Source organism: Pseudomonas sp. PIC25, from assembly GCF_002286785.1.
GTDB lineage: Bacteria > Pseudomonadota > Gammaproteobacteria > Pseudomonadales > Pseudomonadaceae > Pseudomonas_M.
The window spans coordinates 40,323-55,126 of the sequence record NZ_MUJY01000136.1; the positions used below are offsets into that span (position 1 = coordinate 40,323).

Below are 14,804 nucleotides of genomic sequence, written 5' to 3' on the forward strand. Positions count from 1 at the left end.
TCTTTCCTCAGTAGCGACGCACGGTGACGCTTTGCAGTACTTGGGTGATGCGTTCGCCCTTCGCCTGACCGGCGCCGCTGGCGACGTAGTAGTGCGGCCCTACGCCGTAGGCCGCTTCCTCCACATTGGTGACCTCGTTGCCCGGGTCGTAGCCGTAGTAGGCGAGGTTCCAGCGGGGCGCCGGGGAGAAGCTGGAGCTTTCGTCGGTGCCGCTGTAGTCGATGGCGTACTCGTCCTGCTCCCACCAGTTTTCCAGGGAGCCATCGCTGCCGGCATGACTGGCATAGGCGAAAAAACTTTCCCCGCTCTGGAGGATGCACAGATGGGCGTGGCTGGCGACGCTCGTGGTGCAGTCGACGCTGCCTTCGTCCAGGCTGGCGTAAGCCGCCAGGCGGCGCTCCGCCTCGCGCAAGGCCGCTTCGGCGGCGTTGCCGGCCACCTTCCGCTCGGCTACGTTGCCGCTGATGCGGGCCTGGATCGTGGCTTCGCGCATGCTGTTGGTCGCCAGCAGGGTCAGGATCAGCAGCATGACCAGGGCAACGACGAGTACAGCGCCGCGTTGGTGGGCAGGAAGAATGGGCATGGCTTCCCTCATGGCATCAGGTTGCGTAGCGCGACGCTGCCTTGGGCGATCTGGTAGATCCGCTTGCTGTCGCTGGACAGCGTCTCCCCGCTGAGGCTGTTCCAGCGCGTGATCACATCGCTCTCCACTCCGCCGCGCAGGCTGGAGCCGCTGCCCAGCAACACGGCGAAGCGGATGGACTGGTTGGTGGCATCGCTGTCGGGCAGGTCGCCCACGACGAACCCGGCGACATTGTCGATCAGGACCGCGGACGCTCCGGAAACGCGGCAGGACAGAGTGCCCTCTGCGCTGTCGTACGCCAGGTTGAGCAGGACCGAGGCATCGGCCTCGACGTCTTCGCCGAGGCAGTCGAGGTCGTAGTCGCCCGCGTCTTCGGCGGCCTGGTAGCGGATGCAGAGGCCGTTGCCCGCCGAGTTGGCCTTGACGGTTTCCCCGGCCGAAAACGCCGGGCAACCGTTGCCGGCGCTGATCGCCGGGAAGGCAACAGCCAGGCTGTTCCAAGGCTCCGCGCGATAACCGGCACGGGCCAGGACCTGCTCCAGCATGAGCACGGCGAAGCGCCCCTTGTTCAGGTTGCTGGACTGCCCTTGCTGGAAGAGGTAGTTGCTCTTGTTGTCGATGTAGAACTGGGTGATGCCCAGGATCAGGAAGCTGCTGATGGCGAGCGCGATCATCAGTTCGACGAGCGAGAGGCCATTCTGGCGCCGGGAAATTCCGTTCATGTCAAAGCTCGCTGCGTAGCCGGTAGATGCAAAGGTTGTCGTCGCACTCGCCGGAGTTGTCCGTCCAGGCGATCTGGATCATCACCACCGAACTGCCGCTGGCGGAGCAACTGTCCGGGCTGGCGCTCGGGCAGATGGCGAAGCTGGCTTCGAGCGCATCGTCGGTCACCGGCAGGAGGCTCTGCACTTCCTGCCGCCAGCAATCGAGATCGGCGGTCGCCACCGTGCTGCCACCGTTGCTACGGTCACGGCTCAGGCATTCGTCAAGGCTCGTGGAGGTGCTGGCGAATGCCGAACCCGGCGCCTTGTAGTACGTCGAGGAAGTCGTGAACAGATCGTCCGTGAGGGCACCGCTCGGGTTGCTGCGCATCATTTCGAGCAGGTTGTCGGCCAGCAGGATCGCCTGGTTGTGGTTCACGGCGCTCTGGGTGTAGTGGATGCTGCGCGCCTGCAGGGCAACCATGCCGAGCACACCGATACAGGTCAGCACCAGGCCCACCAGCACTTCGATCATGCTGAAGCCATGGAAGCGGGGGAAGCGGGTGGAAAGCCCGGTCATTCGCATGAGGCGTCCTCCGGGGCGGAAACCTGGCCACTGCGGGAAATGACGATGGACTTGCCGGTGATCGCCGGATAGCCGTCGTAACAGAGGGTGATGGTGGTTGCGTTGGCGCTGGTGCCATTGGCCCGGAACACAATGCTGCTGACCGTCGAATCGGCCGCACTGGCGACGACGTTGGCGAAGTTCAGGTTGTCATAGTGACGCAGGGTCTTCGTTTCCCCGCCGCTGGCCGCCCGCACGTCCAGGGCCCCCGCCCAGGCGTCGGGCGCGTCGGCGCCGATCGTCACGCTATGGCCACGAGTGACGGCCTCCCCGCGGACATACTGCAACAGGCCGTACAACTCGTTGCTGGCCGTCTCGACGTTGCTGCGCCGCACCATGTTGGCGAAGCTGGGGACCGCGAAAGACGCGAGAATCGCCAACAGGCTGACGGTGATCATCAGCTCTATCAGCGAGAAACCGGCGATGCGTCTGAAGGAAAGCACGGGTGAAACCCCACGGAGGATATTCGACCGCGTCTTTATATCCAGGGATACGTAGAAGCTTATGGGTGAATGGTATCGGCCCGCTTACGCTAGCCTTTTGCCTGTATCGACAGAGACAAGAAGCCAGCATCTGTATCGAAAACGATACCCGATGGTGCGACGGGTGGCAGATATCGCCCCTTGCAAAAGCTGGCGGGGCAACGAAGAACCAGGCAACCGAGAGATATGAGCGCCTTGCGGTCGCACGCCACGACTGGGGAGAGAGGACTTGAAAAGACTTGGCGGAAAAAGAAAAACCCCGCAGTGCGGGGCTTTGCAGACTGAATCCTGACATCCGTGATCGAGCCGCCTCCCTGGCGGAAATCCTCGTATCCCTGTGCGTTCTTGGCGCTTCCTGCGCGACGTCCATGCGAAGAAGATTAATGGGCTGTTCAATGGGCCGGTAGAAGCGATAAGCGGCACCTTGTGTAAGCCTTTTCCTACACGGCGCCCAAACAAGCCGGAAGTCAGGCTTATTTTGTGACACAGGTCTTGTTAGACTGATTTTTGTCCTACAAAGACCAAGACACCAGGCAAACCATGCGAGCAGTTGCGATTGCCCTCTTCTGTCTGACGACCTGCGCCTCCCCCGCCTTTGCCGGCGGCCAGACCCGCAACGCGGATCACAAGGCCGTCATCGATCAGGCGTTCTGGAAAGAACTCTATGGCGCCGGCGGCAACACGCTTTACTGCGGCAAGCCCTTCTCCGGGGAAAGCAGCCAGCTCGCCGCCAGCCCGCTGTACAGCACCCGCCAGATCAAGAATGCCCTGCGCTGCATCACCGATAACCAGTGCAGCGTGGTTAATCCGCAGTACCCGTACATGCTCGCCGACCTGCACAACCTCTATCCGGCCCTGAGCCGGGTGGAGCTGGCGCGGCGCAATGCCCAGTTCGGCGACTTGGACGACAGCGTGCCGAGCAAATTCACCGACATCGACTGTGACCTGAAGGCTACCTTCCAACTGGTGGAGCCCCGCGATGCCGCCAAGGGCAACATCGCCCGGGCGATCTTCTACATGTACCGGGAATACCACTTGCCCATCCCGGGCCAGGTGCAGATGTTCAAGGCCTGGCACCGCCTCGATCCGCCCGACGACGACGAACGCCGGCGCAACGACCGGATCGAGGTGCTGCAAGGCACCCGCAATCCGTTCATCGATAATCCGGCAGCGGTAGATGAACTGATTCCGGATTGATTCAGGTAAATAGAAAAAGCCCCGCGATTCTGCGGGGCCTTTTTCGTTACGGCAGCAGGATCAGAACTGCGCGGCATCCAGCAGATAGAGCGACTCGCTGCCGGCGCGAACCGATGCGGTCAGTGAGTGGATGCGCGGCAGCAGGCGGGCGAAGTAGAAGCGCGCCGTGCCCAGCTTGCTGGCGTAGAAGTCGTCCTGCCCTTCCTTGCCCAGCGAGGTCCGTGCCATCAACGCCCACATGTAGGCATAGGCGGTGTAGCCGAACACGTGGAGGTATTCCACCGACGCAGCGCCGATCTCGTTGGGGTTGTTCTTGGCGCGATCGAGTACCCAGGCAGTCAGGTCGTCGAGGTTTTCCACGGCGGCCTTCAGCGGGCCGGTGAACTCGGCCAGCTCGTTGCTCGCAGACGCGACGAATGCCTTGATCTCCGAGGAGAAGTGCTTGTAGAACTCGCCGCCGCTACCCACCACCTTGCGGCCGATCAGGTCGAGCGCCTGGATGCCGTTGGTGCCTTCGTAGATCTGGGTGATGCGCACGTCGCGCACCAGTTGCTCCTGGCCCCACTCACGGATGAAGCCGTGGCCGCCGAACACTTGCTGGCCATGCACCGTGGTCTCCAGGCCGACGTCGGTGAGGAACGCCTTGGCGACCGGCGTGAGCAGCGCAACCAGGTCTTCCGCACGCTTGCGCACGCTCGGATCTTCGCTGTACTTGGCGGTGTCCAGTTGCATCGCCACGTAGGTGGAGAACGCGCGGCCACCTTCGTTGAGGGCCTTCATGGTCAGCAGCATGCGACGCACGTCGGGGTGGACGATGATCGGGTCGGCCGCCTTGTCCTTGGCCACCGGGCCGGTCGGCGCACGGCTCTGGATACGCTCGCGGGCATACTCGATGGCGCTCTGGTAGGAGCGCTCGCCGGCGGCCAGGCCCTGGATGCCGACGCCCAGGCGCTCGTAGTTCATCATGGTGAACATCGCGGCGAGGCCCTTGTTCACTTCGCCGACCAGCCAGCCGGTGGCGCCGTCGAAGTTCATCACGCAGGTGGCCGAGGCCTTGATGCCCATCTTGTGTTCGATGGAGCCGCAAGTGACGGCATTGCGCTCGCCCAGGCTGCCGTCAGCGTTGACCATCACCTTCGGCACCAGGAACAGGGAGATGCCCTTCGGACCGGCCGGCGCGTCCGGCAGCTTGGCCAGCACCAGGTGAATGATGTTCTCGGTCAGGTCATGCTCGCCGCCAGTGATGAATATCTTGGTGCCGGTGACCTTGTAGGACCCGTCGGCCTGGGGCTCGGCCTTGGTGCGGATGATGCCCAGGTCGGTGCCGGCATGCGGCTCGGTCAGGCACATCGAACCGGCCCAGACACCGGAATACATGTTCGGCAGGTACTTGTCCTTCAGCTCGTCGCTGGCGTGGGCGTTGATCGCCAGACAGGCGCCAGCGGTGAGCATCGGATAGAGACCGAAGGACAGGTTGGCCGAGTTGACCATCTCCTCGACCTGGGCGCCGATCACCTTGGGCATGCCCATGCCGCCGTAGACCGGGTTGCCGCCGACGCCGACCCAGCCGCCCTCGGCGTAGGTGCGGTAAGCCTCGACGAAACCGGCCGGAGTGGTCACGGCGCCGTCTTTCCACTGGCAGCCTTCTTCGTCGCCGCTGCGGTTCAGCGGGGCGATGGTGCCGCCGGTAACCTTGCCGGCCTCTTCGAGAATGGCGGAGGCGGTGTCTTCGTCGACCACTTCGGCGATGCCGGGCAGCTCGTTCCAGAGCTTGGCCACTTCGAAAACTTCATTGAGGACGAAGCGCATATCGCGCAGGGGCGCTTTGTAGTCAGCCATGGGAAGAAACCTCGCGTGACTCAACGAATGAGGCCGGGAAAAGCGGCCGTTGAACGGGAACCCAGTGTAACCGAACAACACTTTTGACTCATAGAGTCTTTTAGTGACCATAAACAAATAAAAAGTCACACCCCAATCCCATTTCCTATTGAGACAGGCAATCGATCCCATGGCTTCAATCAATTAAAAATTCGCCGGGCCTATCGGTAGTCTTTGCGGTGTTTCCTTCACATCCCATCGAGGAGTTCACATGTCCCTGATCAACACCGAAGTCAAACCGTTCAAGGCCACTGCCTACCACAACGGCCAGTTCGTCGAAGTCACCGAGGCCAGCCTGAAGGGCAAGTGGTCCGTGATCTTCTTCTACCCGGCCGACTTCACCTTCGTCTGCCCGACCGAGCTGGGCGACCTGGCCGACAACTACGCCGAGTTCCAGAAGCTGGGCGTCGAAATATACGGTGTGTCTACCGACACCCACTTCACCCACAAAGCCTGGCACGACACTTCCGACACCATCGGCAAAATCCAGTACCCGCTGGTTGGCGATCCGACCTGGGTTCTGTCGCGCAACTTCGACGTGCTGATCGAAGAAGCCGGCCTGGCCGACCGCGGCACCTTCGTCATCGATCCGGAAGGCAAGATCCAGATTGTCGAGATCAACGCCGGCGGCATCGGCCGTGACGCGTCCGAGCTGCTGCGCAAGGTCAAGGCCGCCCAGTATGTCGCCGCCCACCCGGGCGAAGTCTGCCCGGCCAAGTGGAAGGAAGGCGACGCCACCCTGGCGCCCTCTCTGGACCTGGTCGGCAAGATCTAAAAACGGCCGTGAAACTGGCCGCGAGACTACTGCGCGATGCTGATGCTGCGTTGAAATCAGGTGGGACCGCCCAGGCTCGGGCTGCTCATTTACAGCTCGTAAACTCCGCGCCCTCGCCTGATTTCGCCTTGCCTTAGCACTGCTCGCTACGTTTCCCAATCCGTTTTACGTGAGAGACGTGACCCGTTTTCTCCGTGCCCGACGCCCGGGTGCGATCCGCCCGGGTGTTTTTTCTCCGAATTCTGTAATGGGTACCGCCAATCATGTTGGACGCCACGCTTAAAACTCAGTTGAAGGCCTACCTCGAGAAGGTCACCCAGCCGTTCGAGATCGTCGCGTCCCTCGATGACAGCGACAAATCCCGCGAACTGCTGGCGCTGTTGAACGACATCGTCGGCCTGAGCGACAAAATCGCTCTGCGGACCGACGGCAGCGATGCCCGCCGGCCGTCGTTCTCCCTCAACCGCCCGAACGGGAACATCGGCCTGCGCTTCGCCGGCATTCCCATGGGCCATGAATTCACTTCGCTGGTGCTGGCCCTGCTGCAAGTCGGCGGCCACCCCTCGAAGACCGCCGCCGATGTGATCGAGCAGATCAAGAGCATCGAAGGCGAATTCAACTTCGAAACCTATTTCTCGCTGTCCTGCCAGAACTGCCCGGACGTGGTCCAGGCGTTGAACCTGATGGCCGTGCTCAACCCGAACATCCGCCACGTCGCTATCGACGGCGCGCTGTTCCAGGATGAGGTCGCGCAGCGTCAGATCATGTCGGTGCCGAGCATCTACCTGAACGGCCAACCGTTCGGCCAGGGCCGCATGGGCGTGGAGGAAATCCTCGCCAAGATCGACACCGGCGCCGCCGCCCGCGATGCCGAAAAGCTCAGCGCCAGGCAGGCATTCGACGTGCTGGTGGTCGGCGGTGGCCCGGCCGGCGCTTCCGCCGCCATCTATGCCGCCCGCAAGGGCATCCGCACCGGCGTAGCCGCCGAGCGTTTCGGCGGCCAGGTGCTGGACACCATGGCCATCGAGAACTTCATCTCCATCCAGGAAACCGAAGGCCCGAAACTGGCCCGCGCCTTGGAAGAGCACGTCAAGCAGTACGACGTGGACATCATGAACCTGCAACGCGCCGACAAGTTGATCCCGGCAACCCAGGCCGGCCAGTTGCACGAAATCCGCTTCACCAGCGGTGCCTCGCTCAAGGCCAAGACCGTGATCCTCGCCACTGGCGCCCGCTGGCGCGAGATGAACGTCCCGGGCGAACAGGAATACCGCGGCCGTGGCGTCGCCTACTGCCCGCACTGCGACGGCCCGCTGTTCAAGGGCAAGCGCGTGGCGGTGATCGGCGGCGGCAACTCCGGCGTGGAAGCGGCCATCGACCTGGCCGGCATCGTCGCCCAAGTGACGCTGATCGAGTTCGATAGCCAGTTGCGCGCCGATGCCGTGCTGCAGCGCAAGCTGTTCAGCCTGCCCAACGTCACCGTGATCACCAGCGCACTGACCAGCGAAGTGAAGGGCGACGGCCAGAAGGTCACCGGTCTGGTCTACAAGGATCGTAACTCCAGCGAGTTCCACTCGCTCGATCTGGAAGGCATCTTCGTGCAGATCGGCCTGGTGCCGAACACCGACTGGCTGAAGGGCACCGTCGAACTGTCGCCGCGCGGCGAGATCGTGGTCGACTCCCGCGGCCAGACCTCGCTGCCCGGCATCTTCGCCGCGGGTGACGTGACGACCGTGCCGTACAAGCAGATCGTCATCGCCGTGGGCGAAGGCGCCAAGGCTTCGCTGGGGGCGTTCGATCATTTGATCAGGACGTCTGCGCCGGCTTGATAACCGGGCTGGGGAAAGAAGAAAGGCGCCACTGGTGGCGCCTTTTTCATGCCCTGGCGCAACCAGCCATATCGGAATGCGCAGGAAATGGGGTAGCACTCAACTGCTACCCTCCCTTCTCAGAGCATGAAATGCTCCGCCTCCAACTTCATCAGGCACTCACTCCCCGCCTCCACTGCCGCTCGATGCGACGCCGTGCGGGGCAGCAATCGCTTGAAGTAGAAGTCGCAGGTGACCAGCTTGGCCTGGTAGAACGCCGTTTCGCCCTCGCCCGCGTCCAGCTTCTGCCGGGCGACCACGGCCATGCGCAGCCAGAAGTAGGCCAGGGTCACGTAGCCGGCATACATCAGGTAGTCCACCGAGGCCGCACCGACTTCGTCCGGGTTCTTCATCGCTGCCTGGCCGATCTTCAGGGTCAGCTCGCCCCATTCCTTGTTCAACGCCGCCAGCTCGGCAACCTGCGCGCTGAGTTGCGGGTGCCCGGCCTGGGCTTCGCAGAACTTATGGATCAGCTTGGTGAAGCCGCGCAGCAGCTTGCCCTGGCTGCCCAGCACCTTGCGGCCGAGCAGGTCGAGGGCCTGGATGCCGTTGGTACCTTCGTAGATCGGGGCGATGCGGCAGTCGCGTACCAGTTGTTCCATGCCCCACTCGCGGATGTAGCCGTGACCGCCGAAGACCTGCATGCCGAGGTTGGTGGCTTCCAGCCCGGTATCGGTCATGAATGCCTTGCAGATCGGCGTCAGGAAGGCCAGCAGGTTCTCCGCTTCCTCGCGCTGCGCGGCGTCGTCGCTGAGGTGGGCGACATCGAGCAGTTGCGCGGTGAAGTAGGCCAGGGCGCGGTTGCCTTCGTTGAAGGCTTTCATGGTCAGCAGCATGCGCCGCACGTCGGGGTGGACGATGATCGGGTCGGCCGGTTTGTCCGGCGCCTTCGGCCCGGTCAGGGCGCGCATCTGCAAACGGTCGTTGGCATAGCGAACCGCACCCTGGTAGCTCGCTTCGCCGAGGCAGAGGCCCTGCATGCCGGTGCCCAGGCGGGCATGGTTCATCATGGTGAACATGCAGTTGAGGCCCTTGTTCGGCTCGCCGATCAGGAAGCCGATGGCCTCGTCGAAGTTCATCACACAGGTGGCCGAGGCCTTGATACCCATCTTGTGCTCGATGGAACCGCAGGACAGCGCATTGCGTTCGCCCACGCCGCCGTCGGCGTTCGGCAGGAACTTCGGCACGATGAACAGCGAGATGCCCTTGGTCCCGGCCGGCGCGTCCGGCAGCTTGGCCAGCACAAGGTGAACGATGTTCTCGCTCATGTCGTGCTCGCCGGCGGAGATGAAAATCTTGGTGCCGGAAATTGCGTAGCTGCCATCGGCGCGGGGCACGGCGCGGGTCTTGATGATCCCGAGATCGGTGCCGCAGTGCGGCTCGGTCAGGCACATGGTGCCGGTCCAGCGGCCCTCGGTCATGCGGGTCAGGTAGGTCTGCTTCTGTTCTTCGCTGCCGTGGGCGTGGATCGCCGACATGGCGCCGTGGGTCAGGCCGGGGTACATCGCCCAGGACTGATTGCTGGAGGCAACCATCTCGCTGAAGATCAGGCCGAGCGAATGCGGCAGCCCCTGGCCGCCGTAGGCCGCATCGGCCGACAAGCCCATCCAGCCGCCCTCGGCGTACTGGGCGAAGGCTTCCTTGAAGCCTTTCGGGGTGGTCACCACGCCGTTGTCGAACCGGCACTCTTCCTCGTCGCCGGAACGGTTCAACGGTGCCAGCACCTGCTCGCAGAACTTCGCGCCCTCTTCGAGAATCGCGCCGACCATGTCCGGCGTCGCATCGCTGGCGCCCAGCGCCGCGTAACGCGCGGGGAAATCGAAGACTTCATCGAGCAGGAAGCGCATGTCGCGCAGCGGGGCCTTGTACTCGGGCATGGACGGTTCTCCTTGGCAGGGGCGCGATCGCGCGATCCGGCCACGCTATGCCCAGCCGCCAGGAGGAACAACGACATTGCGCCGGCTGAATGCAGGGCCATAAATGCCCGCCTTCTACTCTGCGCCGGCCACCCGCACGGCGCCACGCCGGTTCTGGCCATGGGCCCGCACGCAATTGCGGCCCGCACTCTTGGCGCTGTAGAGCGCCTGGTCGGCGGCCTTGATCACCTCTTCCGGGGTGCGCTGCTCCTGCTGGCGCTCGGCCACGCCGAAGCTCATCGTCACCGACACGCTGGTAGCCGTGGCCGCACCGCGACGCTGGCGGCCCTGGCGATCGTTCTTCGGCCGGCTGCCTTTGTCGCGCAATTGCAGTTGGTAGTTCTCCACCGCTTGGCGCACCGCTTCCAGGTGCGGCAGGCACTCCTCCAGCGTCTTGCCGGAGAACACCAGGGTGAATTCCTCGCCGCCGTAGCGATACGCACGGCCGCCCCCACGCACCTTGCGCAACTGGCTGGCGACCAGGCGCAGGACCTGATCGCCGACATCGTGGCCGTGGGTGTCGTTGAAGCGCTTGAAGTGATCGACGTCGGCCATGGCGATCACGTAGTTGCGCCCGAGCCGCTGCAGCCGCTCGTTCAGGGCGCGACGGCCAGGCAGACCGGTGAGCTCGTCGCGGAACGCCATGTGATACGCCTCATGGGCTACCGCTGCGACCAACACCAGCATGACCTGGCTGCTCATCACATTCAGCCCGTGTGGCAGGAGAAAGACATTGGGCAGCATCCACAGCAGACCGAGCAGGCCGAGCAATTGCGCCGCATGCAGGGGACGCGGTTGCCGCAGGTACTGCACCAGCAGCAGGAAAAAGGCCAGCGCGAAGAGCGGATAGGCCAGTTGCACCAGGCTCATCCAGTCGCCATGCAGGCTCGGCCAACGCACCTCGGCCACCCAGACGAGCAGCGCGCCGGGGTAGCGCTGGGCCAGCCCCACCGTCACCGCACCGACGGCCAGCAGCACGGCGCCGCGGGCAATCAGGTCCTGCGCGAGATGGGTACGTTCCTGCCAGGCGGCATAGAGCCCGTACAGCAGAGGCAACAGCAGACTGGCCAGATGAAACACCAGCGCGGCATCGTCACGGATCTTGCCGGTGGCACGGTAATGGTCGACCTGGGTGTCGAGCAGGTAATAGCCCAGATAAATCACCACCAGCAGGAACAGCTCGCGCTGGCGGCCATACACCAGGCAGAGCGCACCACCGAGCAACAGCAGCAAGGTGGGCAGAACGTTGAACAGCGAAGTGAAGAACTCACTGAGGGCGGGGAGCCGGGCGATCAGCCACCCGGCAGCGAGCAACAGTACCGTCGGGAGAAAATGAGTCAGGCGCACCGCAGCGAAGCGAGGCAAGGGGGGCTCCGGAGCTGGCGGAACGGGAGAAAGCTAGCATTTTGCCAGCCACCGCTGAAGGGTAGAGCATACCGGATCGCCAGCCAACCGGCGCCGGACGACTCGCCGGTCAGCCTGTGGCATTCCGTGGATTGAACGCATTCGCCCAACCCACTCGCCGGGCGAATGGACTTCTCCCCATGCCAGCGTTCGTAGGAGCCAGCTCTGCTGGCGAAGCGTTGGTGCGCGGTCCCGTTCGCGAGCAAGCTCGCTCCTACAAAATGCCCGACAGAAAAAATGCCGCGCCCCCTAAAGGTACGCGGCATTTTTCGAACCGATGCAGACGAAGGCTTAGAAGCCCAGAGCGAAATGCTCTTCGTCCATCTCCATCAGGTTGTCGGCGCCGGACAGCATGGCTTCGACATGGGTGCGGGTACGCGGCAGGATGCGCTTGAAGTAGAAGCGCGCGGTCTGCAGCTTGGCGGTGTAGAAAGCGGCATCGCCTTCGCCGGCTGCCAGCTTCTCGGCGGCCAGTCGTGCCATGTCGGCCCAGAAGTAGGCCAGGCAGGCGTAGCCGGAGTACATCAGGTAGTCCACCGAAGCGGCACCGACTTCCTCGCGGTCCTTCATGGCGGCCATGCCGATCTTCATGGTCAGCTCGCCCCACTCCATGTTCAGCTTGGCCAGCGGCTCGACGAATTCCTTGACGGACGCGTTGCCTTCGTTGGCCTGGCAGAACTTGTGGACGATCTTGGTGAAGCCTTTCAGCGCTTCGCCCTGGGTCATCAGGATCTTGCGACCCAGCAGGTCGAGGGCCTGAACGCCAGTGGTGCCTTCGTACATCATGGAGATGCGGCAGTCGCGCAGGTTCTGCTCCATACCCCATTCGCTGATGAAGCCGTGGCCGCCGTAAATCTGCATGCCATGGGAAGCGGACTCGAAGCCGACTTCGGTCATGAAGGCCTTGGCGATCGGCGTCAGGAAGGCCAGCAGGGAGTCGGCGGCCTTGCGCTGCTCCTCGTCCTGGCTGTACTTGACGATGTCCACCTGCTTGGCGGTGAAGTACACCATGGCGCGGTTGCCTTCGGCGAAGGCCTTCATGGTCAGCAGCATGCGGCGCACGTCCGGATGCACGATGATCGGGTCGGCGGGCTTCTCGGGCGCCTTCGGACCGGTCAGCGAACGCATCTGCAGACGCTCGCGGGCGTACTTGATGCCGCCCTGGAACGCCACTTCGGCGTGGGCCAGGCCTTGCAGCGCGGTACCCAGGCGAGCGGTGTTCATGAAGGTGAACATGCAGTTCAGGCCCTTGTTCGCCGGGCCGATCAGGAAGCCGGTGGCGCCGTCGAAGTTCATCACGCAGGTGGCGTTGCCGTGGATACCCATCTTGTGCTCGATGGAACCGCAAGACACGGCGTTGCGCTCGCCCACGCCGCCATCGGCGTTCGGCAGGAACTTCGGCACGATGAACAGGGAAATACCCTTGGTGCCGGCCGGTGCGTCGGGCAGGCGGGCCAGGACGATATGGACGATGTTGTCGGCCATGTCGTGCTCACCGGCGGAGATGAAGATCTTGGTGCCGGTGACTTTGTAGGTGCCATCGGCCTGGGGCTCGGCCTTGGTGCGCAGCATGCCCAGGTCGGTACCGCAGTGCGGCTCGGTCAGGCACATGGTGCCGGTCCACTCGCCGGATACCAGCTTGGTCAGGTAAGTGTGCTTCTGCTCGTCTGTGCCGTGGGCGGACAGGGTGTTCATCGCGCCGTGGGACAGGCCGGGGTACATGCCCCAGGACCAGTTGGCGGAACCGACCATCTCGCTGATGGCCAGGCCGAGGGATTCCGGCAGGCCCTGGCCACCGTGATCCACGTCGTGGGCCAGGCTCGGCCAGCCGCCTTCGACGAACTGCTTGTATGCCTCTTTGAAGCCGGTCGGGGTCTTCACGCCGGATTCGCTCCAGGTGCAACCCTCGATGTCACCCACACGGTTCAGCGGAGCGATCACCTGCTCACAGAACTTGGCGCCTTCCTCGAGAATGGCGTTGACCATGTCCGGGGTCGCATCTTGGCAAGCCGGCAGGCTCTGATAGTGCGCTTCGTAGCCGAGCAGCTCGTCGCGTACGAAACGAATATCACGCAAGGGGGCCTTGTACTCAGGCATAGCGGTAAACCTCTGCGGTGGATTCCTAGTTATCAGGGGGACCGGGTTTCCGGTCGCTTGCGGGATCGATTCCCGGCCGCTCGAGAGCCGGTATGCGGCCCAGCGGTCAAACAGGCGTTTGAAACATACGTTTACGCCAACCCCTTGTCAAGCACTGGCAGCGTGCCGCCTACGCGTACAGATCGACCACCGATGCGACGGGCCCGTCGTCCTGAAGACGCCGGTATAGATCCAGCTTAGGCCCGCTCCCGGTTGCCTGCCGGCCTGGCTCGGCTTCCTTCTCCTCTGCCTCTTCGGCTCTCTCGCCCGTGCTTTCCCCGCGCTGCTGCACCGCCAGTTCTAGACGAGCCTGCATCGCCTGGACCTGAGCCTCCGCGGCAATCCGCAGATCCTGGGCGGAGGGTTCGGCCGGGGCCAGCGCGGCCCGCTGAACGACCTCCATCTTGCGCAGGGTCGCCGCCGGATCGCCGGGTACCGGAGCGGTATCGATGCCTACTTCACCGCCGACGGCATAGAGCCGCCCATCCGGGCCGCGCGAGTAGGTGTAGCTCGGCGCCCCGGCATAACCGCCACCGGCAGCCGCATGCGCCTGCTCGTGGGCGCGAACTTCGCGGTCGCGCTGGATCAATTCGTCCAGGGCAGCGAGGCGCAGACGCTCCTCTGCGGCCCCGGCCGGCGAGCGCCCAGTGCGGGAGGGGTCATCGGCAGTCGCCGACGAGGGCGTTTCAGGACGGAGACCGGCGCGGGAGGCCGAGGGAGGAAAGGACGTGGAGGCCGGCGGGATGTTCACGCGGTTGCTCCTTGGCCCGCCCTAGCGGCGGACCAGGGTGACAAGACGCCTCAGGCGTGGGTATCGATCAACGTACCGAGCACCTCGTCGGCCGTCTCGATCACCTTGGCGCCAGCCTGTGCCTGGGTTTCGCCGACCCGCAGTTCGACCAGGCTGTCGGCCAGGTCGGCCGAGGCACTGTCGGTCGCCTGGGCCGGCGGGGTGGGTGCCGGCTGCTGGACGGGAGGCAGGGCGCCGGCAGCGATCTCCGCTGCCGCCCGGTCAGCACGTTGCTGGCCGGCCTGGAAGGCACTCACCCCTGCGCTGAGGATATTGCTCGATATCTGCATGGGACACGGCTCCTGAGATTCCAGCTTATTGAAGCAGACGACAGGCCTCGGTTGTAGGAAGAAACGATTATGGCAAAACGCCTTTATATAGCCGAGTGAGCGTTTGCCTGGCTTTGCCCGTTGATCCAACCGTCCTGAACGAACTGCACGAGCCGACAG

At 63.8% G+C, this 14,804-nt stretch carries 13 protein-coding genes; 3 read left to right on the top strand and 10 right to left on the bottom strand.

From position 1 onward, the window contains the following. Nucleotides 1-7: 7 nt before the first annotated feature. Genes BZL41_RS17165 through BZL41_RS17180 form a run of 4 tightly spaced genes read right to left on the bottom strand, consistent with a single transcriptional unit; the run spans nucleotide 8 to nucleotide 2,352 of the window. Nucleotides 8-583, bottom strand: a complete 576-nt coding sequence (locus BZL41_RS17165) for a PilX N-terminal domain-containing pilus assembly protein (RefSeq protein WP_095600433.1) — start codon at nucleotides 581-583, stop codon at nucleotides 8-10. Between the two features lie 8 nt (nucleotides 584-591). Next, complete coding sequence (locus BZL41_RS17170; protein ID WP_095600434.1) at nucleotides 592-1,305, bottom strand: PilW family protein; 714 nt, start codon at nucleotides 1,303-1,305, stop codon at nucleotides 592-594. A gap of 1 nt (nucleotide 1,306) precedes the next feature. After that, nucleotides 1,307-1,870, bottom strand: coding sequence for a type IV pilus modification protein PilV (pilV, locus tag BZL41_RS17175; RefSeq protein WP_256578186.1), 564 nt, complete (start codon nucleotides 1,868-1,870; stop codon nucleotides 1,307-1,309). Further along, nucleotides 1,861-2,352 carry a GspH/FimT family pseudopilin gene (locus tag BZL41_RS17180; RefSeq protein ID WP_143518114.1) on the bottom strand — a complete coding sequence of 164 codons (492 nt, stop codon included), beginning with the start codon at nucleotides 2,350-2,352 and terminating at the stop codon, nucleotides 1,861-1,863. Before BZL41_RS17180 ends, pilV begins: the two co-directional genes overlap by 10 nt. 579 nt (nucleotides 2,353-2,931) lie before the next feature. Here BZL41_RS17180 and BZL41_RS17185 point away from each other — a divergent pair. Continuing rightward, nucleotides 2,932-3,588, top strand: a complete 657-nt coding sequence (locus BZL41_RS17185; RefSeq protein ID WP_095600437.1) for an endonuclease — start codon at nucleotides 2,932-2,934, stop codon at nucleotides 3,586-3,588. A gap of 60 nt (nucleotides 3,589-3,648) precedes the next feature. On the opposite strand, the gene BZL41_RS17190 is transcribed toward BZL41_RS17185, so the two are convergent. After that, on the bottom strand, nucleotides 3,649-5,427 hold the full coding sequence (locus BZL41_RS17190) for an acyl-CoA dehydrogenase C-terminal domain-containing protein (RefSeq protein WP_095600438.1): 1,779 nt from the start codon (nucleotides 5,425-5,427) through the stop codon (nucleotides 3,649-3,651). A 250-nt stretch (nucleotides 5,428-5,677) separates the two neighbouring features. On the opposite strand from BZL41_RS17190, the gene ahpC reads away from it, so the two are divergent. Both ahpC and ahpF read left to right on the top strand, forming a co-directional pair. Then, the gene (gene ahpC, locus BZL41_RS17195; protein WP_084336021.1) at nucleotides 5,678-6,241 is read left to right on the top strand and encodes an alkyl hydroperoxide reductase subunit C; all 564 of its coding nucleotides are present in this window, start codon (nucleotides 5,678-5,680) and stop codon (nucleotides 6,239-6,241) included. Nucleotides 6,242-6,504: 263 nt separating this feature from the next. Beyond that, nucleotides 6,505-8,070 carry an alkyl hydroperoxide reductase subunit F gene (gene ahpF / locus BZL41_RS17200; RefSeq protein ID WP_095600439.1) on the top strand — a complete coding sequence of 522 codons (1,566 nt, stop codon included), beginning with the start codon at nucleotides 6,505-6,507 and terminating at the stop codon, nucleotides 8,068-8,070. 119 nt (nucleotides 8,071-8,189) lie between these two features. On the opposite strand, the gene BZL41_RS17205 is transcribed toward ahpF, so the two are convergent. From BZL41_RS17205 to BZL41_RS17225, 5 genes are all read right to left on the bottom strand, one after another. Continuing rightward, entirely contained in the window at nucleotides 8,190-9,986 is a 1,797-nt protein-coding gene (locus tag BZL41_RS17205) for an acyl-CoA dehydrogenase C-terminal domain-containing protein (RefSeq protein WP_095600440.1), read from the bottom strand. 114 nt (nucleotides 9,987-10,100) lie between these two features. Next, nucleotides 10,101-11,390 carry a diguanylate cyclase gene (locus BZL41_RS17210; RefSeq protein WP_095600441.1) on the bottom strand — a complete coding sequence of 430 codons (1,290 nt, stop codon included), beginning with the start codon at nucleotides 11,388-11,390 and terminating at the stop codon, nucleotides 10,101-10,103. A gap of 330 nt (nucleotides 11,391-11,720) precedes the next feature. Continuing rightward, nucleotides 11,721-13,526 carry a phenylacyl-CoA dehydrogenase gene (locus tag BZL41_RS17215; RefSeq protein ID WP_095600442.1) on the bottom strand — a complete coding sequence of 602 codons (1,806 nt, stop codon included), beginning with the start codon at nucleotides 13,524-13,526 and terminating at the stop codon, nucleotides 11,721-11,723. Nucleotides 13,527-13,695: 169 nt separating this feature from the next. Then, nucleotides 13,696-14,316: a putative metalloprotease CJM1_0395 family protein gene (locus BZL41_RS17220; RefSeq protein WP_095600443.1), complete on the bottom strand. Its 621-nt coding sequence runs from the start codon at nucleotides 14,314-14,316 to the stop codon at nucleotides 13,696-13,698. A 50-nt stretch (nucleotides 14,317-14,366) separates the two neighbouring features. Continuing rightward, nucleotides 14,367-14,645, bottom strand: coding sequence for a hypothetical protein (locus tag BZL41_RS17225; RefSeq protein WP_095600444.1), 279 nt, complete (start codon nucleotides 14,643-14,645; stop codon nucleotides 14,367-14,369). Nucleotides 14,646-14,804: the final 159 nt, after the last annotated feature.

Excerpts from the sequence above, each read along its gene's own strand:
- BZL41_RS17170 (WP_095600434.1), bottom strand. The coding sequence starts at position 1,305 with ATGAACGGAATTTCCCGGCGCCAGAATGGCCTCTCGCTCGTCGAACTG.
- BZL41_RS17190 (WP_095600438.1), bottom strand. The coding sequence starts at position 5,427 with ATGGCTGACTACAAAGCGCCCCTGCGCGATATGCGCTTCGTCCTCAAT.
- BZL41_RS17215 (WP_095600442.1), bottom strand. The coding sequence starts at position 13,526 with ATGCCTGAGTACAAGGCCCCCTTGCGTGATATTCGTTTCGTACGCGAC.
- BZL41_RS17205 (WP_095600440.1), bottom strand. The coding sequence starts at position 9,986 with ATGCCCGAGTACAAGGCCCCGCTGCGCGACATGCGCTTCCTGCTCGAT.
- BZL41_RS17185 (WP_095600437.1), top strand. The coding sequence starts at position 2,932 with ATGCGAGCAGTTGCGATTGCCCTCTTCTGTCTGACGACCTGCGCCTCC.
- BZL41_RS17225 (WP_095600444.1), bottom strand. The coding sequence starts at position 14,645 with ATGCAGATATCGAGCAATATCCTCAGCGCAGGGGTGAGTGCCTTCCAG.
- BZL41_RS17165 (WP_095600433.1), bottom strand. The coding sequence starts at position 583 with ATGCCCATTCTTCCTGCCCACCAACGCGGCGCTGTACTCGTCGTTGCC.
- ahpC (WP_084336021.1), top strand. The coding sequence starts at position 5,678 with ATGTCCCTGATCAACACCGAAGTCAAACCGTTCAAGGCCACTGCCTAC.
- ahpF (WP_095600439.1), top strand. The coding sequence starts at position 6,505 with ATGTTGGACGCCACGCTTAAAACTCAGTTGAAGGCCTACCTCGAGAAG.
- pilV (WP_256578186.1), bottom strand. The coding sequence starts at position 1,870 with ATGCGAATGACCGGGCTTTCCACCCGCTTCCCCCGCTTCCATGGCTTC.